Raw genomic sequence first — 20684 nt, forward strand, 5'->3', positions numbered from 1 at the left:
GACAGGCTCGAGGGGCGAGGGGGACAGGCGCGGGACCAAGAGCCCCCGAGCCTCCGTTCAGTGCTCACCCCGCGCCGCGATGCCGAGCTTGTCGCACGCGTCCCGATAGAGCTGCACCACGGCCTTACGCACCTGGGCCCGCTCGGTGAGCGTCTCCCCCCAGGGCACCCGCACCCGCTCCCCACCATCGACCACGAACTCGATCGCCTCGGCATCCACATCACTCGTCACCGCCGAGGTGGCGTCGGGCCGGCCGCCGAGCGCCCGCACGATGATCAGCGAGTCCCCGGCGTGGTCGTCATTCATGTGGCGCTTGATCGCCTCGACGGCGTCAGCGGTGAAAGGCGTGCTCATATCGGCTCAAGCTACCTTCTTCAGCTCCGCCGACATATGGTCCGTGAGCGGGTGACCCACGGCCGCCATCTCGTACGCCCACATCAGGTTGCCGTTGACCAACCCGTACAGCCGGTGCCCCGCCGTGTACTCCTTGGCGGTGCTGGTGCGGGCCACGACGTCCGTCCTCAGCTCGATCTTGTGGAAGACGACCTCGCCGATGTAGATCTCGACGATCCCGGTCGGGTGGGCGAGCACCACCTCGATCTGCCTGTCGGGCTGCGGGCGCCAGTATCCCGATTCGGTGGCCAGCGGCTTGACCCGGTTGCCGTCCTGGTCGAGCAGCCAGGTGCGGCTCACGTAGCTCAGGAACGGCTTCCCGTTGTGCCCGAACTCGATCTCCTGCCCGAAGTTGAAGCTCTCGATCGTCGGGTAGCCGCCCACGCCGGCGCCTTCCCACCGGCCGAGCAGGAACGCGATGGGCTCCAGGGCGGGGTGCACCTCAGGTTCTTCCATGCTCCCCAAGCGTAGTGCTCCTGGCTCGCCGTACAGCCTCGGTGTACAGCTCAGTGGTGAGATCATCGCGGCCGATGCCGACGTCCGCCATCACCTGCCTGATCACCCGCAATGCGCCGGGCACCGCGTCGGGCTCGACCACTGCCTCGATTTCGAGAAACGTACCGTCGAGTTCGGGAATGGTCACGAGAGTGGCCAGCAAAGAAAGCCCCGACTTCGAAATCCGGTAGTTCCTGCACCGCTTTTCGTACCGGATCACTTCCCGCAACCCAAGTTTGCGCAGCACAGCTTCCATCGCCACCGGGTCCTCGACGCCGGTCTCGTACTCAGGCTTGGACCCGCTGACCGGATCGACGCTGGGATCCTTGAACGTGAGCAGGCTCACCGCGCCATCGTCCACGACCCTCACCCGGATCTCCCTCCCGTCGCGGGAGTACCGGAGATCGGGGGTGTCGTAGTAGACATCGCGGTAGACACTGGCCGTCTCCGGCGCAAGCTCCCGCAACGCGGCCCGTACGCCGACGGGATCCCACACGACGGCCTTCAACTCGGCCTCGATCCGCATACTCCTCCTTCAGCCTCCCTCGTAGCAGCCCATGGGGCGGTGCCTTTCGGCGTCCCCTGCGGGAGCCCGTGGGGCGGTGTTCTTTGTGGCGTTTCTTCGGTCAAGGTGGGGTCTTTCCCGCGCGGGCTTGTGTATTCGGTTGGAGTCCTTCGCCGGAAGTCGGGGGGAGTTAGGGTGACGGGTATGGAACGATCACTGGTGATCAAGGTGACCGCCGGGGCGGATGCCCCTGAGCGGTGCAACCAGGCGTTCAATGTCGCGGCCGCCGCGCTCGCGAGTGGTGTGCCCGTTTCCCTGTGGCTGACCGGCGAGGCCTCGTGGTTCGCGCTGCCGGGCAGGGCCAAGGAGTTCAGCCTGCCGCACGCCGCGCCGCTCACCGACCTCCTCGACGCCGTGCTGGCGGCGGGGCGCGTGACACTCTGCACCCAGTGCGCGGCCCGTAGGAATATCACCGTGGACGACCTCATCGACGGGGTCCGCATCGCGGGCGCGCCGGCGTTCGTCGAGGAAGTGGTCAGGGAAGGCGCCCAGGCGCTGGTCTACTGATCCTCCGAGATCGTAGGCCGCACAGCACATCCCCCTGAGGCTCATCCGCCGGCGTCCCAAAGACGGGGCGCGCGAAGAGCAGGCGCCTGCCCTGAGTGCAGGGTGAGGCCTCCGGCCCGCCGACCCCGATGGCCGACCCCGATGGCCGACCCCGATGGCCGACCCCGATGGCCGACCCCGGTGGCCGACCCCGGTGGCCGGTATCGGTGGCCGGTGGCGAAGTTGGCAAGGTGCGGGAGTCGTGGTGGGTATCGGTGGCCGGTGGCGAGGGTTGCAAGGTGCGGGAGTCGTGGTGGGCAACAGCTCTAACGCCCGTTGCGCGCCGGTCGGCCCCTGGTTTTCGGCCCGGCCGTCATGAGCTCACCAACCGATGCTCGGACCCCGGCCCCAGAGGCCTGTCCTGACCCCCGCCGTTCGGGCGGGCAGAGCGGGTTTGCCTAGGATCGGGAGTCGATCGAGGAGGCGGAGGGTGGAGATGACCGGCGCGTTGGCGGAGGCCGACTGGGAATCGCATCGCTCCGCGGTCTTCGGGGCGGCCTACCGGATCCTCGGCACCGTGGCCGAGGCCGAGGACGTGACGCAGGAGGTCTGGTTGCGCGCCGCCGCCGCCGACCTGTCCGAGGTGCGGGATCTGCGGGCCTGGCTGGTGACCGTGGCCGCCCGGACGTCCTACAACGTGCTGCAGTCGGCCCGCGTCCGGCGCGAGTCCTACGTCGGCCCCTGGCTGCCCGAACCGCTGCTGACCGGGCCCGACGCCGCCGCCCGGGTGCTCATGGACGAGTCGGTGAGCACCGCGATGCTGGTGGTCATGGAGACGCTCACCCCCGCCGAACGCGTCGCGCTGGTGCTGCACGACGTCTTCGACTTCCCGTTCGCCCGGATCGCCGAGGTGCTCGACAGCACGCCCGCCGCCGGCCGCAAGCTCGCCTCCCGCGCGCGGGCGCGGGTCGCCGCGGTGCAGGAGCGGCCCCGGGCGTCCAGGGCCGAGACCGAACGGCTGCTCAGGGCGTTCAAGGCGGCCGCCGACGCCGGTGACCTGGCCGGGCTCGTCGAGCTGCTGCACCCCGAGGCCGTGTACGTCGCCGACGGCGGCGGCGAGGTGACCGCGGCGCGCAGGCCGGTCCGGGGCGCCGAGCGGATCGCCCTGCTGGCGGTCAGGCAGATCGAGCTGAGGCGGCCCGACGCGTTCCAGGTCATCGAGGTGAACGGGCGCCCCGCCCTGGCGACCTACCACGGCGGCGAGCTGGTCTGGCTCGACACCGTGGAGATCGCCGACGGGCGGATCACGACGTTCAGGCGGCTGGTCAATCCGGAGAAACTCGCCCGCCTCGGTCACATCTGACCCCGCCGTCTTGTCTCCCTCCCGACCGGCCCCCGATCCCCCGGGGGCCAGGCGGAGAGAGGACGGGACAGTGGCGCACGTTGTGACCATCGGAGGCGGTTTCGCGGGCGTGTGGAGCGCGGCGGGAGCGGCGCTGGCGCGCGGAGCGGCGGACCTGCGCATCACGCTCATCTCGCCGAACGAGCACCTGGTGCTACGACCACGCCTGTACGAGCCGGAGCCGGACCTGGCCAAGGTGGAGCTCGGCAGAGTCCTCGGGCCGATCGGCGTCGAGCACCTGCGGGCGTCGGTGAGCACGATCGACACCGGCCGCCGCGTGGTGGTGGCCGACGGCCGGGAGATCGGCTACGACCGCCTGGTGCTGGCGGCGGGCAGCAGGCTCGTCCGGCCCGAGGGCCTGCCCGGCGCCGAACGGCTCTTCGACATCGACACCCTGGACGGGGCCCGGCGGCTCGCCGACCACCTGCGCGACCGCGAGAACTACCACGCCGTGGTCGTCGGCGCGGGGTTCGTGGGCCTGGAGGCCGCGACCGAGCTGGCCGCCCGGGGCCGGGTGCTGCTGGTGGACCGCTCACAGGTGGTCGGGCACCAGCTCGGCCCGGGCCCGCGCGAGGAGATCGAGGCGGCGCTGGACAAGCTGGGCGTCGAACGCCGCCTCGGGACGACGGTGACGGAGGTAGGCGACGGGTACGCCGTCCTGTCCGACGGCACCAGGGTCGAGGCGGACGCGGTGGTCTGGGCGGTCGGGATGAGGGCCAGCGAGCTCACCCGGCAGATCTCCGCCGAGCTCGACCACCTCGGCCGCGTGCCGGTGGACGGGCACCTGCGCGCCCTTCCCGAGGTGTTCGCCGCCGGGGACACGGCCGCCGCGGCGTTCGACGCCGAGCACACGGTCATGCAGGCCTGCCAGCACGCCACCCCGCTCGGCAAGGTCGCCGGGTACAACGCGGCGGCCGACCTGCTCGGCGTGCCGCTGCGCGACTTCACCCCCGGCCCGTACGTCACCTGCCTCGACCTGGGCGGGGCCGGCGGGATCTTCACCCGGGGCTGGGACCGAAGAGTGATGGCCTCGGGCGCCGACGGCAAGGAGATCAAGACGCGGATCAACCAGGCAATCCACCCACCGGTCGACGACGCCGCGAAGATCCTCGCCGCCGCCGACCACGTCTACCTGGAGTTGCCCTTCTTCCCTCCCGACGAGGAGACCGGTCAGCCGGGCAGGACGGCGGCCAGGCGTTCCTGGCGCAGGGCCTCGTAGCGGGAGTTGTCGAGGGGTGCCAGGTCGCCCACCCGCCACGACAGCAGCAGGTCGGCCAGAGCCGGGTTGCGGGCCAGGGCGGGCCCGTGGAGGTAGGTGCCCACCACGTGGCCCGCGTAGCAGCCCTCGAAGCCGTCTCCGTTGCCCACCCCGACGAGGGTCCGGGACAGGGGCTTGACGCCGGGGCCCAGGTGGGTGATGCCCATGTGGTTCTCGAAGCCGGTCAGGGTGGGGAGGTTGAGAGCGGCGTCCACCTCGGCGGCCAGCTCGCCGACCGCTCGGGCGGGACCGCGGGAGCTGGCGATGTCCAGCAGCCCGATCCCGTCCACCGGCTGGCCCTCCTCGCCCCCGAACGTGCTGCCCATGATCTGGTATCCGGCGCACACCGCCAGCAGGGCGGCGCCGCGGGCGATGGCGCGGTGGAGGCCGCCGTCGCGGCGCAGGCGTTCGGCGGCCAGGATCTGGGGACGGTCCTCGCCGCCGCCGATGAGGTAGATGTCGCCCGAATCCGGCACCGGGTCCGCCGAACGTACGTGGATCGTCTCGGTCGCGATCCCCCGGCGGTTCGCGCGCTGCTCCAGGACGAGCGCGTTGCCCTGGTCACCGTACGTGCTCAGCAGGTCAGGGTAGATCCAGACGATGCGAAGGGCGCTGTCAGACGGCACGGCCGAACTCCGTTCGGATCTGCTGGAAGGCGGTGTAGTTGGCGATGACGTCGACCCGGCCGGGAGGCTGCATGGACAGCGCCTCCGTGAACGAGCCGCACAGCGTGAACGGCACGTCCGCCACGTCGAGCCGGAGCGCCAGGTCGAGGCGGCGCTCGCCCGTCACGAAGACGGGGCGCCCGCGCAGGATGCGGTAGTCGACGTCCCACAGCCAGGAGGTGTCGCGCCCGTCGGGGCCGTTCGCGTTGACCGAGAGGATGATCGGCAGCTGCGGGTCGGCCACGTCGAACGCCTCCAGCCACCCCGCCGGGTTCTTCGCCAGCAGCAGCCGCGCGTGGCGGCCGTCGCGCTCGACCGTGGTGTAGCGGCCGGCCACCGAGGTGACCTGGCGCAGCCGCGGCAGCGCCCGCTCCACCGGCACCCCGAACGCCTCGGCCACCGCCAGCGCCATCACCGCGTTGGACCGGTTGGCCAGGCCGGGCAGCTGGATGTCGAGCTGCCATCGCTGCCCGCGCGGATCGACGGCCACCTCGTCGTCGATCGCCCACTGCGGCTCCGGCCGGTGGAACGTGCACTCCTTGCACGCCCAGTCGGCGTCCTTACGGTCCAGCGGGCCGCCGCACTCGGGGCAGCACCAGGAGTCTTCCTTCCACCGCTGGCCGCCGGAGACCCAGGTGACCTTCGCCGCCGTGGAGGCGCCCCAGGTCACGAGCGGGTCGTCGCAGTTGGCGATGACGTGGGTGGGCTTGCCGGACAGCGCCCTGCGCCACTTCTGCGCGAGCAGCCAGATCTCGGCGGCGCGGTCCATCTGGTCGCGGCTGAGGTTCATCAGGCACACGACGCCCGCGCCGGTGGTGTCGAGGACCTCCGGCAGGTATTTCTCGTCCACCTCCAGCACGCCGTACGGGGCGGCCTTGTTCTGGGAGAGCGCCGAGACGTGGCCGGCGGGCATGTTGGCGCCCAGCGCGTTGGTGGCGACGTCGCCGAGCTCGAGGAGCGCCGAAGTGATCAGCCGCGTGGTGGTGGTCTTGCCGTTGGTGGCGCTGACCAGGGCCAGCTTGCGGTCGCGGGCCAGCTTGCGCAGGAGGTCGGGCTCAAGCAGCAGGCCCACTCGCCCGCCGATCACCGACCCGTCCCCGCGCCCGGTCATCTTGGACAGCGTCGCGGCACTGCGGCCCAGGGCGCTGGCGAGCTGGGCCCGCAGAGGAAGCTGGGTCATGCCCAAGGATCCTAGTCGGCATTGGCCGATAGTCTGGAGATGCACACGAAAACGCGGCCCGGTCGGTAGCCCGGGCGAAGCTTCACCGTATCCGCCCTTCCATGGGATGTCCGGTGTGCCGGAAGCGGCCTCGACAGGCCGTCATTTCGGCATACGCGCATGGAGGGCGACGTGGTGACGATGTCGGTCTATCTGGACGGGCCGTTCTGGGTCGGCGTACTCGAGATCGTCGAGGACGGCACGGTCCGGGCGACCCGTTTCACGCTCGGGTCCGAGCCCACCGATCCGGAGCTGTACGAGTTCCTGCGGCGCCACGGCGTCGCGCTGCTCGAACGGGCGGCCGCCTCGCCTCCCGTCCCCTCGGAGGGGCGGGAGACCAAGCGGGTCAACCCCAAGCGGGCCGCGAAACTGGCGGCCCGGGCGGCGGCCGGGGTGTCCCGCCGGAGCACGGCCGCGCAGGAGGCGCTGCGGCTGGAGCTGGAGAGCCGGAAGGCGGAGACCGCGGACGACCGGCGGGCCCGGCGGCGGGAGGCGGCTGAGCACAAGCGAGCGGTGGCCCGCCGCAAGCGCCTCGAACGCCGCCGCGACCGCTGAGACCCGCCGCCGTCGTCGCCGAGACCCGCCGTCATCGCCGAGACCCACTGTCATCGCCGAGACCCGCCGCCGCGACCGCTGAGCCCCGGAGGTCAGGACGGGGAGGGGGCGGTGTCGGCGAAGGCGATCTCCGGGGCGCCGCCGTGGTCGAACGGCAGGACGAAGCGGCGCGGCCACGACAGCACGCCCTCCAGCCACCCCGCCCCCATCGTCTGCCCCACGTGCCGCAGCCGCGCCGACGACTCGATCCCGATCGCCACCGTCGTGATGTCCCGCTGCACCCCCTCGTTCTCGTCGTCCCCCAGGATGACCCGCCAGGCCAGGGCCCGGTTCCGGTCCACCTCCATCGACAGCGGGTGGTGCCGCAGCGCCTTGGCGCGGTGCCCGAGCAGCTCGGTGTGCACGAGGTCGGGGTTGGCGCCGTTGCCGTTCGAGGGCTGGCGGAAGAGGGCGTACTCCATGGGCGGCGCGGGGCTGCGCAGGTTGGGGGCCGCGTGGCCGTGCGGGAAGAGCCTGTCCACCTCGTGCAGCCACCGGACCTGCGGGATCACCCACGAGGCGCCCGGCCGGTCCCCGCCGCCGTCGAGCCCGGCGAGCAGCCGCGTGGCGGTCTCGGCGGCCTTCTCGGTGAGCAGGGCGGGGTCGAACCAGCTGCGCAGCGACCAGGCGCGCCGCTGCACCGAGCGTTCGATCAGGGTCGCCAGCAGGCACTCGCCGCGCCGCGCCGGCAGCTCGCCCCAGGCGGCGCCCAGGGCTCGCGGAACGCCGGGCAGCGGCCGGTTGCTGACGAAGGCGAGCACGACCGTGTCGCACCAGATGCGCAGCCAGGCCCACTCGGGGGCGTCGGCGAGCACGTCGGCCTCGCGCAGCTCCACCAGCGTGCACGCCTGCCCGGTACGGCAGGACGCGCCGCACGCCGCGGACCGGCGGCCGCGGATGGGCGGCGGCGGGCCGGGCAGCACCTTCTCGCGGGACTCCCCCAGCGGCACGCGGACCCGCAGCGGCCGGTCCATCCCGTCGGCGAAGACCGCTGCCGAGCCCGGCTGCAGGGAGACCACGTGGCGGGACTGCTCGTCGCTGAGGTTCATGGCGGCGCCGACGAGCTTCCTGTCGTCCTCCGCCGGGAGCCGGTGCACGACCTTCAGCGCGGTGTTCTTGACGACGTCGGAGACGAGCTTGGTCGGGATCTGCTCCGCCACCACGATGCCCTCGCCGTACGCGCGGATCTCCGCCAGCAGCCCGGCCAGCAGCTCCACCGCGTGCGTGGAGGCCCGGCCGTGGCCGCGGTCGCGCAGCAGCCGGTGCGCCTCCTCGATCACGATGACGTGGCGCAGCTCGTGGGACTTCTCCCGGCGGGCCCGCATCCGCAGGTGCTCGACGATCCGGATGATCAGCGTGCCCATGAGGAACGCCTTGTCCTCGTCGTTGGCCACGTCCTCGATCGCCAGCACGACGTCCCGCTCCAGCAGGCCGCCGATGTCGGCGGGGTGGCCGCCCTCGAAGAAGCGACCCGCCGAGCCGACCCGCAGGGACCGGAGCCGGAGCGAGATGAAGCCCTCCACGTCGGCCTGGACCTCGCGGCCGTAACCGATCTCCTTGATCACGTCCATGGCGTGCTGCTGGAGTTGTTCGAGGGTGGGGATGCTGGGCGGGACGTTCGAGCCCGGCACGGCGCCGCCGGTGACGACGTCCCAGCCGGTGGCCTCGTAGACGCGCTGCAGCGCCAGCGACATGATCTGCGGGAACGGCTCCTCGGCGTCGAACGCCGCCATGAACAGCGCCCTGACCATGTCGATGTGGGCCTGGACGGGGTAGCCGGGCTCGGGTTCGAGCGGGTTGATGCTGAACGGCACCCCGTCCGGCGCCGACGGGTTGATGACGGTGACCGGGTCGTCGAGGCGCCCGGCCATGGCGGCGTACTCGGACTTGGCGGGCTCGATGGCCAGCCACGGGATGCGGGCCCGGCTGAGCTGCTCCAGCAGGTGGCGCACCGTCTGCGACTTGCCCGAGCCGGTGGCCCCGGTGACGAACGCGTGCCGGTTGAGCGTGGCCAGCGGCACCCGGAACGTCCCGACCCCCCTGTCCTGCCCGTCGAGGATCTCGCCCAGCTCCAGCTCGCCGCCGTCGGCCTCGGACGTCACGTCGAAGAAGCCCGACTCGAGCACGCGTACCCCCGGGACCTCCCGCCTGGGCAGCCCGGCCAGCGCCGCGAGAGCCCCTGCGGTGGCGGCGAACGGGGCGGCGGCGCCGTCCATCGGGTCCTGCATGGTGATGGCGAGGGCCTCCGACAGGCCGTAGGCGGCGCCGTGCGAGCTGCGCAGCCGGTACGGGTGATGGCTCATCTCAACCGACCCGACCAGCACGGGAGCGATCTGCCGCAGCTCCTCGGCGGTGGCGCCCCCGGCCAGCACGCGAACGTTCCAGAGCCCCGCCTCCCTGAAGGCGTCCAGCTCCTGCATGCGCCGCTCGGCCCGCTCGGCGTCGAAGCGGGAGCGCTCGGAGGCGTCCCCGTACTGCCTGAGCACGTTGAGCTGGGTACGCAGGTGCGCCACCTCGGCGTCGAGCAGGTCGGTCGGCTCGGCCACCACCAGCCAGGCGAAGGGCCGCGACATGAGCGTCACCAGCGTCGACTCGAACAACGTCGGCCGCCTGAGCTCGTCCGGGTCGAACTCGCGACCCTTGTTCCCCAGCGGCGGCGCCTGGCGGCCCGGGCACGGCGTCCACACCAGGTCCGCCAGGTCGGCGAGATACTCCTCGTCGAGCTGGACCCCGCGCGCCCCGCCCGGGAACAGCAGCGGCTGCGGCCCGCTCGGGCGGCCGGGCGCGTCGGTGGACCTGCGCGGCTGGCGCGGCGGCGACAACGGCCCGGCGTTGGTGATGAGCTCGAGCGGCGCGCCGGATCCCCGCGACAGCCACCCGATGACGAACGGCCGGTCGCGTTGCGCCGCCGACAGCACCGCGGGCAGCACGGTGACGAAATCCCACTCCGCCGACGAGCTTCGCGAAGGCGCTGCGATCGACTGGATTCGATACCAGGGCCCATTCAGCGACACACTCGGCTGCATTTCATTCCCCCACAGACGGTTCTTTGTTAAATTCCGCCAACCGTCAGCTCGTCACGTTGACATTGACCATGTCATTGCCTGCCCTTGCGCCAGTCCAGGCGTGGCGGTGGTGGCCCGAGGTTCGGTGGGGGTTCCCCGTCGGTGCCCTGTGCCTGGGGGTCGAGCGCGAGCACGGCCTCGCGTACGTCCTCCAGCTCGCCGAGCGTGGTCTTGGGGAAGGTCAGGATGGCGGGGTTCGCGTCGGCGAGGCGTACGCGCCTGCCCTGGGCCGTGGCGTCGGTGACGATCACGGAGGTCGTGGGGAGCTGCTGGAGCTGGTGCGGCTCGACGAGGAACTCGCGCGAGCGCTGCAGTACCCGCTCCTTCTCGGAGATCTTGTCGGCGGTCCTGCCCCACTCGGTGGACTCGGTGATGTCGCCGGCCAGATCCGCGAGGTTCTCGTCGCGGTCCTCCGTGCCGTCGTCGTCCATCTGGGAGATCGTGGAGGTGTAACCGCCGTCGAGGCCGGGCAGCGAGTCGCTGATCGTCTCGGTGAGCTGGGCCAGCTCCAGCCGGTGCTCGGTGCCGACGTGCTCGCTGGCGACGCGCGCGTCCTCGGCGTTGCCCAGCCGCATGAACGCCACCGCCGCGTGCCCCCTGCCGAGCCGCTCCCGCACGGTGGGGGTCAAAGACCGATAAGTCAGAACCAGTCCGGTACGGGAGGTCTCGCAGGCGTCCATCAGCCGGTCGAGCACGTCGCCCCTGAGCTTGTCCGCGCCCGCCACGATGATCGTGTGGTACCAGGGCCGGTCCGAGGCCGGGGACTGGCGCAGGATGTGGGTGAGCGCGGTGGCCACGTACGTGCCGAGCACCCGGTTGCCGAAGGCGCCCGCCTGCCGGTCCATGCTCACCACCCGCAGCCGCGCCGGCGGCAGCCGTACGGCCTCCGAGCCGAGCGTCTCCAGCTTGCGCAGCTGCGACTCCAGCGCCCAGGCCCGCTCGATCACCACCCGCTCGCTCACCCCGCGCCCGAACAGCGTGCCGATGCGCTCCAGCTGGGTGGCCGTGATCAGCCCGAACCTCAGGTCGTCGCGCGGGTCGCCCACCTGCGCGAGCGCCCGCAGCGCGGCCGTGACCTGGCTGATCGTGGCGTTCTCGCCGAGCACCTCGAGCACCCGCTCCAGGATCGCGTTGTCGAAGCTGAGGTCGCGCGTGGTGCGGTGCTCCTCGCTCACGCTCACCACGTGCGCCAGCACGTCCGCGAACGCCTCCGGCTTGAGCGTGGCCCCCAGGTCGAGCTTGGGCAGATCGACCGGCAGCACCCAGACCAGCGGGTCGTCGCCGCCCTTGCGGGCCAGCTCGATCAGGTCCTTCGCGATCGCGCCCTCGGACAGGTCGAGCACGGTCAGGTGGCCGCCGCTGTAGAGCCGCGTGGCGCCGAGCAGCGTGATCAGCGCCGACCAGCCGGGGAGCGTGCCACCCGCCACGTCGATGCGGTCGATCTCGTCCGGCACGGCGACCGCGTACCACGAGAGCTGCCTGTCGTGGCGTTCCTTGGAGTCCTGCCACTCGCGGTAGCGCTGGGCGTGCTCCTCCTGGGCGCGGAACAGCTCCTTGTCACGTTCCTCGCGCCGGCGCTCGTTCCTGGCCTGCTGCTCCAGCACGCGGTACTTCACCGCCCGGTCACCCTGCAACAGCGCGTAACTGCAGATGCCCGCCACGCCTCCGGCGGCGGTGAGCCCGGCGATCGCGAACGGCCACGCGAGGTAGCCCGCGATCCCGGCGGCCAGGATGAGCACGGCCAGCATCAGCATGAGCGTCCGGACGAGCCGCACGGGCTTGTTGAGCATGTCCTCCTGGAGCCGCTCGCGGCGCAGCAGGTCCGGGTCGACGGGGCCGGGCGGGTCGGCGGGCTCCTCGAGCGGAGAGGGGCGCTTGGGCGGCGGGCCAGGGTCGGAGTGCAGCAGGATGTACTGCCAGCCCAGGTAGATGCGGTCCGCCTGGAGCTGGGCATGCTCGGGATGCACGTCCGTCACGTGACCCTCCGGCCGCCGATATGTCGTTAGGAGTAAGGGCCAACCCTTTCCGCTCCGTGACAGCGTATGAGCTTCGAGGCCCGTAGCGGCAGGGTTTCTCGGCAATTCTCCCAGTCCGATGGGAGTATTGCGGCAGATGGGACAAGCGAGACCTACTACCATCCTTACCCATGACGGAACCCTCCGGCGCAAGCAGTGACAAGCCCAGACGCCCGGTAGTGGTGCCCGCCCTTGCCCTGGTGGCTTTCACCGCCATCGGCATCACCGCCCTTCTGGGCGGACTGAGCGAGGCCGCCGAGGAGCCCGAGGCGCTGGGCGCGGGCGGAGTGCTCGATCAGGGCCTGTACGCCACCAAGTTCGTCGAGTCGCGCGTGACGGTGCAGAAGGCCGAGTCGCAGTTCGACGAGGACAAGCGGTTCGTGGAGCTGGTCTTCGAGGTCACCAACAAGGGCGACAAGACCTACCAGGTCGGCCTGCCCCCGGCGAAGCTGGAACAGGCCTTCACGAGCGACTCCTTCGCCGGCTCCCTGGTGAAGATCACCCCCGCCTTCCCCAAGGACGCGGGGCCGTTCACGTTCGCCCAGGCCAAAGGGGGCGAGACCGGCCAGCTTCACCCGGGGGTGACCAGCCAGGTCATCCTCCGCTACCGGCTCAAGGACAACGAGCAGCCGCCGGAGAAGATCACGATGGACGTCGCGTCGTTCGAGTACGAGCCCGGCTTCAACAGCAACGTCCCGCGCTGGCAGATGGTCGCCAACGAGAACCTCGACACCATGAAGTTCTATCCCGAGATCAAGGCGCGGGTGACTCTTGCGGTCAAGAAGGGTGACGCAACGTGACCGCCACGCAGCAAAGATCAACTGTCGCGCCCGGTCGCCGCGGCAGGAGGGCGGGCCGGGGACCGGGGATCGGCACCCGGCTGCTCAGCGGCGTCGTCGGGCTGGTGCTGCTGGGCGGCGCCGCCTGGCTGCAGACCCTGCACATGGCCGAGGGTGAAATCACCGACCCGATCACGTACACGGGCGCCAAGGGCGAGGTGGTGGACGCCCGGCGGTTCTCCCTGCGGCTCGACTCGTTCACGGCCGCCAAGTCGATCCAGAGCGGCAGCAAGACGATCGAGACCGACAACCTCTTCCTCGTCGTCAACGTCACGGCCAAGTCCAGCCTCAAGCCCTATCACCTGGAGCAGCCGGAGCTGCTGACCGCTGACGGGAAGAGGTTCGACGCCACCGACCGGGTCAACAACGACCTCACGATGGCCATGTCATGGGTGCAGCCGGACATCTGGAAGAGCGGGCGCTTCTTCTTCGAGGTGCCGTCGTCCGAGCTGGCGGGGGCGCATGTCGTGTTCGGGCTGAACAAGGGGTTCGTGGTGGAGCCGTACCAGCCGGAGGTCGAGGTGGATCTCGGCCTGGACGACGAGGGCGCGCGCAAGCTCGCGGCCTCGCCTCAGGACGTCTACTCGACCGACAAGAAGTGATCTCAGGATGAGCACGAACGAGCGCGACTGGTTCTCGCCCAGGAACGACCCGCGGCGCGAGGACGATCCGGCCCCGCCCCCACCCCCGCCCAGCCAGGAGCCGCCGCCGGGTCTCGGCAACCACTCCGGCGGCGGCGCACCGCCGCCCGGCCAGGGACGGCACTCCGGGCACGACCCGCGCCTCGATCAGGACCTGCTCGGCGAGGAGACGGCGCCGGTCCCCCGGGTGCCGTCCGCGGGCGACCTGCCCGGCCGTGGCGGCCGTGGAACGCCGCCTCCGGGCTACGGCGCGCCGAACGGGCCGCAGGAGGCGATGGGCTGGCCTGAAGCGCCTCGGGAGGCGATGGGCCGGCCCAACCCGCCGCAGGAGGCGTTGGAGTGGCCCAACGCGCCACAGGGCCCCACGCACCCCCAAGGCCCCGCACACGCCCAAGGCCCCTCGCACGCCCGGCCTCCGGCGGATGCCCAAGGCCCCTCGCAAGGCCCCTCGCAAGGCCTCTCGCACGGCCAGGGTCCGGCGCACGGTCAGAGCCCCGCCCATGGGGAAGGCCCGGCGCACGGCCAGGGACCGGCACGCGCGCAAGGTCCCGCACACGCGCAGGGCCCGGCGCGGAGGCCGGGGCTGCCGCCTCGCCCCACCCCGCAGCAGCCCCGCGCCCGGCACGCCGCCCAGCCCGACCAGCAGGTGTGGCCCCCGGCCCCCCGGGAGCCCGTAGGCGGCTCCACACAGCCTCTGCCGGCCGTCCCGGCCGCCATGCCCGTGTCGCCGCAGCAGGGCCCCGGCACGCCCCTCCCGCGCCGGCAGAGCCCCGATCCGGAACCCGCGGCCCACCAGATGTCCGAGCCCGAGCCGTCGCCTGACGCCCCGCAGGAGGCCCCTCCCGGGTCGCGGCGGGCCGCCGCCCCTGGAGGCCGCAAGAAGCGCACGGTGCTGGTCGCCGTGGCCGCCGTCATCGTGTCGCTGGTCACCATGGGCGCCCAGTCGTACGACGGCTACCTCTTCTACGAGAAGACCACCACGAAGGAGACCAAGGAGACCGTCGTCTCCGCCGGCCAGGCGGCCAAGGTGAAGAACATCGAGTGGCGGGCCACGGTCACCCGCATCGAGATGCCCGACAACCTCCCGTACGGCCCCGAGGTGACCGCGCTGAGGGTGGACATCACCAAGAAGATCCTCGACGAGGGCAGCGTCACCAAGACCGGCCTGTTCACCGACGCCAAGCTGGAGGACCGCGCCGGCCGCAGCTGGGTCGTGAGCGTCGATCCGCAGAGCGACCGGCCGACGGACCGGCTGGAGGTCGGCAAGGAGTACAAGTTCCTGGCGGCGGCGGTGGTGCCGACCGCGGTGGCGGACGAGGTCGAGCTGTCGTTCAGGCCGAGCAACTACCGTTCGGACACGCCCACGGCGGACCTCTTCAAGCGGGACACCGTGGCCAAGCTCGAGGCCGACGTCGACGTCCTGAGGTTCAGGCGGCGCTGAGCGGTCGCGGCCGGCGACCGCTCGTGGGTCGCCGGCTCAGACGTCGTCGAACGGCTCGCCCCTGAGGCGCGCCCTGGTGGCCGCGAGGTCGTACGTGGCCGCCAGCAGCGCCATCGTGAGCACGGCCACGACCGTCTCGCGCACGAAGCTCAGCGGCGGCCCCTGGAACTGCCACACCCACTCCCGCTCGGTGCCGATGAGCCACCGCAACCCCCGCTCGGCGTACTCCCCGCCGACCAGCAGGCCCACGTAGCACAGGCACATCATGCCGAACAGCGGGAGGCCGGCCTTGACCACCATCCGCAGGGAGTTGGCCAGCGGCAGCCAGCGGTCCCTGAACCCGCCGGTGAGATGGTCGAAGGACTTCTGGGTGAGGTCGTGGGCACCTTCCAGCCGGTCCACGCCCCGCTCCAGGCGGGTGCCCTTGACCAGGGCGCGGGTCTCGTCGGAGTACGAGCCGAAGACCAGCATCGCCACGGTGAGCCAGGCCAGCGGGACGGCCACGGCGTCGAGGAAGAACGGCCAGGCGTCGCCGAGGAAGCCGGTGACGGTCTCCCACAGCGGCACGTTCTTCTGCGCCTCGGCCCAGAGCTCCTCCGTGCCGGCCACCACGTTGCGGTGCTCGACCCAGTCGGTGCGCGCGGTGCCGATGTAGAGGGTGGCGTTCAGGCCGTAGAAGACGAAGGCGAACTCCGAGAAGGCCGCGCAGAAGCCGTAGAACTTGCCGTTGCCCTCGGTCTTCTCCAGGAGCTTGGCGAAGAGCAGCTTCAGCCCGAACATGACGGCCATCGCCCCCAGCGACACCCGCCAGTCGAGGTCCGTGAGTCCCCGGCCGACCTGGGACTGCTCCCCGAAGAAGGACGCCGACGTCTGGTCGTAGATGTGGTGGAACAGGTCCATCTGGTAGACGTCCCTGGCGTCCTCCGTCTGGAACCCCCACGCCAGGTAGAGCACGGCGAAGGCCGGGGCCACCCGGTCGAGCACCCGGAAGAAGCGCTCGTCCTGCATGCCCTGCTCGGTCTTAGCGCGCATCTCCCACAGGGCGTTGCGCAGGGAGTACAGCATGCCGGCGGTGACCGTCATCACCGACAGAATGATCAACGTGAGCAGCGTCATCACGAGGACCAGGCGGACCTGCCGGAAGTCGCCGTAGGCGACCTCCGTGGCGGCGTAGAGCAGGACGTAGCGGGTCAGCTGACCGGCGGCGTACCAGAGGATCAGCGGCAGGGCGCACTTCCCCGCCAGCCGTAGGGCGTGCAGGGGCAGCGAATACGGCGACGGCATCCCCTGAGCCGGCGTAGGCCCAGGTCGGGGAGGTGCCGCCACACCTGTCGAACCGGACATCTGCAGAATCGTATCGGTCTGTCACACATGTCGCAGCAGCAACCCCGGAAAGCGCGATGCTCCGCATGCCAGTGCGGGTGTGGTCCCTGGGCAGTGACAAAAGAATTATCGGCGGGGAAATGGCGGTCCCGCAGCGGGGCGCGTGCCATTGCTCTATGGAGCCACGGCCCGCACTCGACGCCGATCCCCACATCGTGGGAGATCGCCTCCGGCGGCTGCGGCACGAGCGCGGCGTGTCGCTGTCAGAGCTCGCCAAGCGCGCGGGCATCGACAGGGAGACCCTGTCGGACGTCGAGACCGGCAAGGTCGACGCGACGGCGGAGACGCTCTGGGCGATCACCGCGCAGCTCGGGGTGCCGATCGGGGCGATACTCGACGCGCCGCCCGAGCCGCAGATCATGCGGGGCAGGGCGATGGAGGCGGAGCTGCTGGAGGTGTTCGAGGACGACCGGGTCACGTACGAGCTCTACCGGGTCACCGTCCCGCCGGGCCTCACCCAGACCTCGCCCGCCCACCACGAGGGCGTGAGCGAGCACGTCACGGTCTTCACGGGCACGCTCAGCGCGGGCCCCATGCGCGAACCGCTCACCGCCGGGCCGGGCGACCACATCTCGTGGATCTCCGACGTGCCGCACGGCTACCGCGCGCACGGCCCCGACGTCGTACGCGCCACGCTCCTCATGCGCTACCCGATCAAGCCTTAGGCACTGGCGGGCCGGCACGTGCGGCACGGCCGGTAGCCGGCGGCCCTGGCCTGGGCGATGGTGCGGAAGCCGTGCCGGTGCCGCGGCGTGATGCGCCGGGCGTTGTGGCAGGTCGGGAAGCACACCACGCCCGTGGTGTCGCTGGCCAGGTAGAACACCCGGTCCCCCGCCAGCTCCCGCACCCGCTCCAGGTCGGCGCCCTCGGCCAGCAGCAGCCGCTCCTTGGCCGCCGGGCCGAACACGTAGTCCCCCGCGACGCCGTCCGACCGGGTGACGCGGTGGCACGGGATCAGCAGCGGCACGGGGTTGCGGCCGAGCGCCGTGCCCACCGCGCGCACCGCCCTGGGCCGGCCGATCCGCTCCGCGATCCACGAGTACGGCCTGACCTCGCCGCGCGGGATCGTACGGACCGTCTCCAGCACGTCGCGCTGGAAGTCGCTCACCCCGCGCAGGTCCAGCCGCAGCCGGCCCAGGCGCCCCGTGCGCAGCGCGGGCAGCAGCCCGGCGGGCGGGCGTTCGGCGGGCAGCAGCGGGCGGGCGAAGCGCCCCCTGAACGCCTCGGCGAACCCGTCGCCCGGGCGCACGTAGGCCACGCCCTGGTCGGTGAACGCGACCCGCAGCTCCCCGATCGGGCTCGGGACGCGTACCCAGCGGGCCGCGATCCGGTCGAGCAGTCCCTCGGGCGCGTCGGCGGCCAGCGCCGACAGCCCGGCCAGCAGTGGATCGTGGGTCATCGGGCACCTCCCAGTGCGCGCAGCCGCCGCAGTCCCCGCGACACGTGCGACTTGACCGTGCCCTGGGGGATCCTGAGCACGGTGGCGATCTCGCTGACCGGCAGGTCGACGACGTGCCTGAGCACCACCGCGACCCGCTGCTCCTCGGGCAGCAGGCCGAGCAGCCCGGCCAGCTCGTCGCCGGTCTCGCGGCGCACCGCGGCCTCCTCGACGTCCTGACCGGGGTCGACTTCCTCGATCGGCTGGTCCCGCAGCTCCGGTGGCGGCTTGCGGGACCTGGTCCTGGCGCAGTTGCGCCAGACGTTCATCAGGATCGTCATCAGCCACGCCCTCGGCTGGAGCGTGGCGATGCGGTCGCGCTCGTATCCGGCCAGCGCCCTGTACGCACGCAGGAACGCCTCCGCGGTGAGATCCTCGGCGTCGGCCCAACGCCCGCTCAGCCGCAGCGCGGTCGAGAAGACCAGGCCGCGGTAGGCGCCGTACAGCTCGGCGAACCCCTCGTCGAGGTCGTCGAGCAGCGCCTTGCGCACCGGGTCGGGACAGTCGGTTTCTCTCACGTTGGTACAACACCGGCGTGCCCGGATCCGTTGCACCGAAAAGACCCGCGTCCGGATCGGACGCGGGTCTTTTACCTCAGCAGTCTCAGACGGCGACCGCGAGCGAGGAGACCTCGCCCAGCTTCGCCTCGACCTTGATGTCCCTGGTGACGCCGCCGCCCGCGATGATGCGGACGGTCCAGTCGCCGGGGGCGGCGAAGAAGCGGAAGACGCCCTCGTCGGACACCACGACTTCGCCGGTGAACTCGCCGGAGTGGTCGAGCAGACGCGCGTACGCCGTGCCGGCGCCGGTCACCACGCCCTGGATCACGGCCTGGGTGGACAGGTCGATCCCGGCGGGCAGAGTGATCGTCTGCTCCGGCGCTCCGCAACCCTGTGCAGCAGTCATCAGCGGGCCTCCCCCAGCTCGATCGGCACGCCCACGAGCGAGCCGTACTCGGTCCACGAACCGTCGTAGTTCTTCACGTTGTCCTGCTCGAGCAGCTCGTGCAGCACGAACCAGGTGTGCGCCGAACGCTCGCCGATGCGGCAGTAGGCGATGGTGTCCTTGCCGAAGTCGACCCCGGCCTCGCCGTAGAGCGTGCGCAGGTCGTCGTCGGACTTGAACGTGCCGTCGTCGTTGGCGGCCTTGGACCACGGGATGTTACGGGCGGTGGGCACGTGGCCGGCGCGCTGCGCCTGCTCCTGCGGGAGGTGCGCGGGAGCGAGCAGCTTGCCGGTGAACTCGTCGGGCGAGCGCACGTCGACCAGGTTGAGCTTGCTGATGGCGCCGACCACGTCGTCGCGGAAGGCGCGGATCTTGGTGTCCTGCTCCTGCGCCACGTACTGCGTCTTGGCCCGCTCCGGCACGTCCCGAACCAGCTCGCGGGAGTCGAGCTCCCACTTCTTGCGCCCGCCGTCGAGCAGCTTCACGTTGGAGTGGCCGTAGAGCTTGAAGTACCAGTACGCGTAGGCGGCGAACCAGTTGTTGTTGCCGCCGTAGAGCACGACGGTGTCATCGTTGGAGATGCCGCGGTCGGACAGCAGGGCCTCGAAACCGGTCTTGTCCACGAAGTCGCGGCGCACCGGGTCCTGCAGGTCCTGCCGCCAGTCGACCTTCACGGCGCCACGGATGTGGCCCTTGTCGTAGGCGCTGACGTCTTCGTCGACCTCGACGAGGACGACTCCGGGGGTGTCGAGGTTGGCCTCGACCCAGTCGGCGTCCACCAGGGCGGCGGAGCGGCTCATTTGGAAACCTCCATTTTGGCGGCGGGCAGTAGACGGCGAAGGAGCAGGTACATTTCGCAGCCAAGGCAGAATCCGAAGGCTGCGTTGAGGAAGGCGGCGAGGAGAGCCGCCGCCGTGGCCGCGAGGGCCAGCGGCGTGATCCCGGTGAGATATCCGACCAGGCCCGCGATCGCGAAGACCAGCCCCACCGCCTGCGCGAACCGCGGCGGGCGGGCGTCTTCGGTCTCCTTCGGGGCGCTCTTGACGAGCGCCTTGAAGAGCATCGTGTACGGCGAGCGCGCCACGACTCCGAGTGCGAAGACCATCGCCTGGACGGCGAGAAGCCAGGCACTCCCCGTCACCAGGACGAGGGCGAGGACCAGGGTGGTGATGGCCGCGCCGAAGCGCAGCGCTCTAGGATCGGCACGCATCGCGGGATGCTCCTGAAGGGTCGACGGGGCGGACCGGATGTCCGCGGGATCGTCCTCAGGCAGCGCGACAGAGCGCGGTGGTCACGCGGCAGAAATCAACCGCGCGCCGCTTCGTCAGCAGCTCTGTCGTTGGGTACATGCCGAAGACACTACTCGGCGTCTCGTCATCTGTCACATCTCGTCCGGTTGGTGAGACGATTCGTGAGACGACGGCGGCGACACGGCCGCGGCGAGGGCCGCCAGGACGTCCGCCTTGCGGGGCTGGCCGGCGGCCCTTTTCACGATCTTTCCGCTGGTGTCGAGCACCAGGACCGTCGGGGTGCGCATGATGTCCAGCCGCCGTACGAGGTCGAGCCGGGACTCGGCGTCGATCTCGACATGGGTCACCCCCGGCACGATCCCGCTGACGTCGGCCAGGATCCGTCTGGTCGCCCGGCACGGCTGGCAGAACGCGGTGGAGAACTGCACCAGCGTCGCCCGCTCGCCCAGACCGGCGCCGAGGTCGGCCTCGGACAGCCGGTCGCCACCCGTGTCACGCACCCGTCCGTCGCGGCGCAGGCGAACCACCCCGATCACACACCCGAGCGCCAGAGTCGCCAGCGCCACCCACCAACCAGTCATCTCCCGATG

22 protein-coding genes are annotated in these 20684 nt (G+C 71.3%); 8 read left to right on the top strand and 14 right to left on the bottom strand.

From position 1 onward, the window contains the following. Nucleotides 1-57: 57 nt before the first annotated feature. The 3 genes from ACWEPL_RS49350 to cyaB are packed head-to-tail and all read right to left on the bottom strand — an operon-like array spanning nucleotide 58 to nucleotide 1414. A complete protein-coding gene (locus ACWEPL_RS49350) occupies nucleotides 58-354 on the bottom strand; it encodes a DUF2470 domain-containing protein (RefSeq protein WP_355204292.1) in 297 nt (98 codons plus the stop codon). A gap of 6 nt (nucleotides 355-360) precedes the next feature. Then, nucleotides 361-849 carry an FABP family protein gene (locus tag ACWEPL_RS49355; protein WP_363962073.1) on the bottom strand — a complete coding sequence of 163 codons (489 nt, stop codon included), beginning with the start codon at nucleotides 847-849 and terminating at the stop codon, nucleotides 361-363. Further along, the gene (gene cyaB, locus ACWEPL_RS49360) at nucleotides 836-1414 is read right to left on the bottom strand and encodes a class IV adenylate cyclase (protein WP_452440384.1); all 579 of its coding nucleotides are present in this window, start codon (nucleotides 1412-1414) and stop codon (nucleotides 836-838) included. The genes ACWEPL_RS49355 and cyaB overlap by 14 nt, the downstream gene beginning before the upstream one ends. A 183-nt stretch (nucleotides 1415-1597) precedes the next feature. On the opposite strand from cyaB, the gene ACWEPL_RS49365 reads away from it, so the two are divergent. The 3 genes from ACWEPL_RS49365 to ACWEPL_RS49375 all read left to right on the top strand — a co-directional run bounded on the left by ACWEPL_RS49365 (nucleotide 1598) and on the right by ACWEPL_RS49375 (nucleotide 4560). After that, entirely contained in the window at nucleotides 1598-1960 is a 363-nt protein-coding gene (locus tag ACWEPL_RS49365; RefSeq protein WP_185070406.1) for a DsrE family protein, read from the top strand. A gap of 475 nt (nucleotides 1961-2435) precedes the next feature. Then, nucleotides 2436-3302, top strand: a complete 867-nt coding sequence (gene sigJ, locus ACWEPL_RS49370) for an RNA polymerase sigma factor SigJ (protein ID WP_452440394.1) — start codon at nucleotides 2436-2438, stop codon at nucleotides 3300-3302. Between the two features lie 70 nt (nucleotides 3303-3372). Continuing rightward, on the top strand, nucleotides 3373-4560 hold the full coding sequence (locus ACWEPL_RS49375) for an NAD(P)/FAD-dependent oxidoreductase (RefSeq protein ID WP_452440385.1): 1188 nt from the start codon (nucleotides 3373-3375) through the stop codon (nucleotides 4558-4560). Here ACWEPL_RS49375 and ACWEPL_RS49380 read toward each other — a convergent pair. Continuing rightward, a complete protein-coding gene (locus ACWEPL_RS49380) occupies nucleotides 4512-5225 on the bottom strand; it encodes a type 1 glutamine amidotransferase (protein WP_363962069.1) in 714 nt (237 codons plus the stop codon). The two genes, ACWEPL_RS49375 and ACWEPL_RS49380, sit on opposite strands and share 49 nt — an antisense overlap. Further along, complete coding sequence (locus tag ACWEPL_RS49385; protein WP_363962068.1) at nucleotides 5215-6444, bottom strand: Mur ligase family protein; 1230 nt, start codon at nucleotides 6442-6444, stop codon at nucleotides 5215-5217. The genes ACWEPL_RS49380 and ACWEPL_RS49385 overlap by 11 nt, the downstream gene beginning before the upstream one ends. Nucleotides 6445-6603: 159 nt before the next feature. Between ACWEPL_RS49385 and ACWEPL_RS49390 the strand changes: the two genes are divergently transcribed. Beyond that, nucleotides 6604-7038: a YjdF family protein gene (locus ACWEPL_RS49390; protein ID WP_452440386.1), complete on the top strand. Its 435-nt coding sequence runs from the start codon at nucleotides 6604-6606 to the stop codon at nucleotides 7036-7038. Nucleotides 7039-7130: 92 nt separating this feature from the next. Here the strand turns inward: ACWEPL_RS49390 and ACWEPL_RS49395 are convergent, their stop codons facing one another. Continuing rightward, the gene (locus ACWEPL_RS49395) at nucleotides 7131-10007 is read right to left on the bottom strand and encodes an ATP-binding protein (protein ID WP_363962066.1); all 2877 of its coding nucleotides are present in this window, start codon (nucleotides 10005-10007) and stop codon (nucleotides 7131-7133) included. Between the two features lie 167 nt (nucleotides 10008-10174). Further along, nucleotides 10175-12118, bottom strand: coding sequence for a hypothetical protein (locus ACWEPL_RS49400; RefSeq protein ID WP_363962065.1), 1944 nt, complete (start codon nucleotides 12116-12118; stop codon nucleotides 10175-10177). Between the two features lie 170 nt (nucleotides 12119-12288). On the opposite strand from ACWEPL_RS49400, the gene ACWEPL_RS49405 reads away from it, so the two are divergent. Genes ACWEPL_RS49405 through ACWEPL_RS49415 form a run of 3 tightly spaced genes read left to right on the top strand, consistent with a single transcriptional unit; the run spans nucleotide 12289 to nucleotide 15078 of the window. Next, complete coding sequence (locus tag ACWEPL_RS49405) at nucleotides 12289-12957, top strand: hypothetical protein (RefSeq protein ID WP_363962064.1); 669 nt, start codon at nucleotides 12289-12291, stop codon at nucleotides 12955-12957. Continuing rightward, nucleotides 12954-13598 (top strand): hypothetical protein, encoded by a 645-nt coding sequence (locus ACWEPL_RS49410; protein WP_452440387.1) that lies wholly within the window; start codon nucleotides 12954-12956, stop codon nucleotides 13596-13598. Before ACWEPL_RS49405 ends, ACWEPL_RS49410 begins: the two co-directional genes overlap by 4 nt. Before the next feature lie 7 nt (nucleotides 13599-13605). After that, entirely contained in the window at nucleotides 13606-15078 is a 1473-nt protein-coding gene (locus ACWEPL_RS49415) for a hypothetical protein (RefSeq protein WP_452440388.1), read from the top strand. 36 nt (nucleotides 15079-15114) lie between these two features. Here the strand turns inward: ACWEPL_RS49415 and ACWEPL_RS49420 are convergent, their stop codons facing one another. Then, nucleotides 15115-16362, bottom strand: coding sequence for a hypothetical protein (locus tag ACWEPL_RS49420; RefSeq protein ID WP_363962061.1), 1248 nt, complete (start codon nucleotides 16360-16362; stop codon nucleotides 15115-15117). Between the two features lie 215 nt (nucleotides 16363-16577). Here ACWEPL_RS49420 and ACWEPL_RS49425 point away from each other — a divergent pair, with 215 nt between their 5' ends. Then, nucleotides 16578-17126: a helix-turn-helix domain-containing protein gene (locus ACWEPL_RS49425; protein WP_452440389.1), complete on the top strand. Its 549-nt coding sequence runs from the start codon at nucleotides 16578-16580 to the stop codon at nucleotides 17124-17126. Here ACWEPL_RS49425 and ACWEPL_RS49430 read toward each other — a convergent pair. From ACWEPL_RS49430 to ACWEPL_RS49455, 6 genes are all read right to left on the bottom strand, one after another. Beyond that, nucleotides 17123-17860, bottom strand: coding sequence for a methylated-DNA--[protein]-cysteine S-methyltransferase (locus ACWEPL_RS49430; protein WP_363962060.1), 738 nt, complete (start codon nucleotides 17858-17860; stop codon nucleotides 17123-17125). The two genes, ACWEPL_RS49425 and ACWEPL_RS49430, sit on opposite strands and share 4 nt — an antisense overlap. Further along, nucleotides 17857-18417: an RNA polymerase sigma factor gene (locus ACWEPL_RS49435; RefSeq protein WP_350733193.1), complete on the bottom strand. Its 561-nt coding sequence runs from the start codon at nucleotides 18415-18417 to the stop codon at nucleotides 17857-17859. The genes ACWEPL_RS49430 and ACWEPL_RS49435 overlap by 4 nt, the downstream gene beginning before the upstream one ends. A gap of 85 nt (nucleotides 18418-18502) precedes the next feature. Further along, nucleotides 18503-18805, bottom strand: coding sequence for a DUF1416 domain-containing protein (locus tag ACWEPL_RS49440; RefSeq protein ID WP_185070393.1), 303 nt, complete (start codon nucleotides 18803-18805; stop codon nucleotides 18503-18505). Then, a complete protein-coding gene (locus ACWEPL_RS49445) occupies nucleotides 18805-19644 on the bottom strand; it encodes a sulfurtransferase (protein ID WP_350733191.1) in 840 nt (279 codons plus the stop codon). The genes ACWEPL_RS49440 and ACWEPL_RS49445 overlap by 1 nt, the downstream gene beginning before the upstream one ends. Continuing rightward, nucleotides 19641-20054 carry a DUF4395 domain-containing protein gene (locus ACWEPL_RS49450; protein ID WP_363962059.1) on the bottom strand — a complete coding sequence of 138 codons (414 nt, stop codon included), beginning with the start codon at nucleotides 20052-20054 and terminating at the stop codon, nucleotides 19641-19643. The genes ACWEPL_RS49445 and ACWEPL_RS49450 overlap by 4 nt, the downstream gene beginning before the upstream one ends. Before the next feature lie 171 nt (nucleotides 20055-20225). Continuing rightward, a complete protein-coding gene (locus tag ACWEPL_RS49455; protein WP_363962058.1) occupies nucleotides 20226-20675 on the bottom strand; it encodes a thioredoxin family protein in 450 nt (149 codons plus the stop codon). Nucleotides 20676-20684: the final 9 nt, after the last annotated feature.

It is taken from the genome of Nonomuraea sp. NPDC004186, from assembly GCF_053603495.1.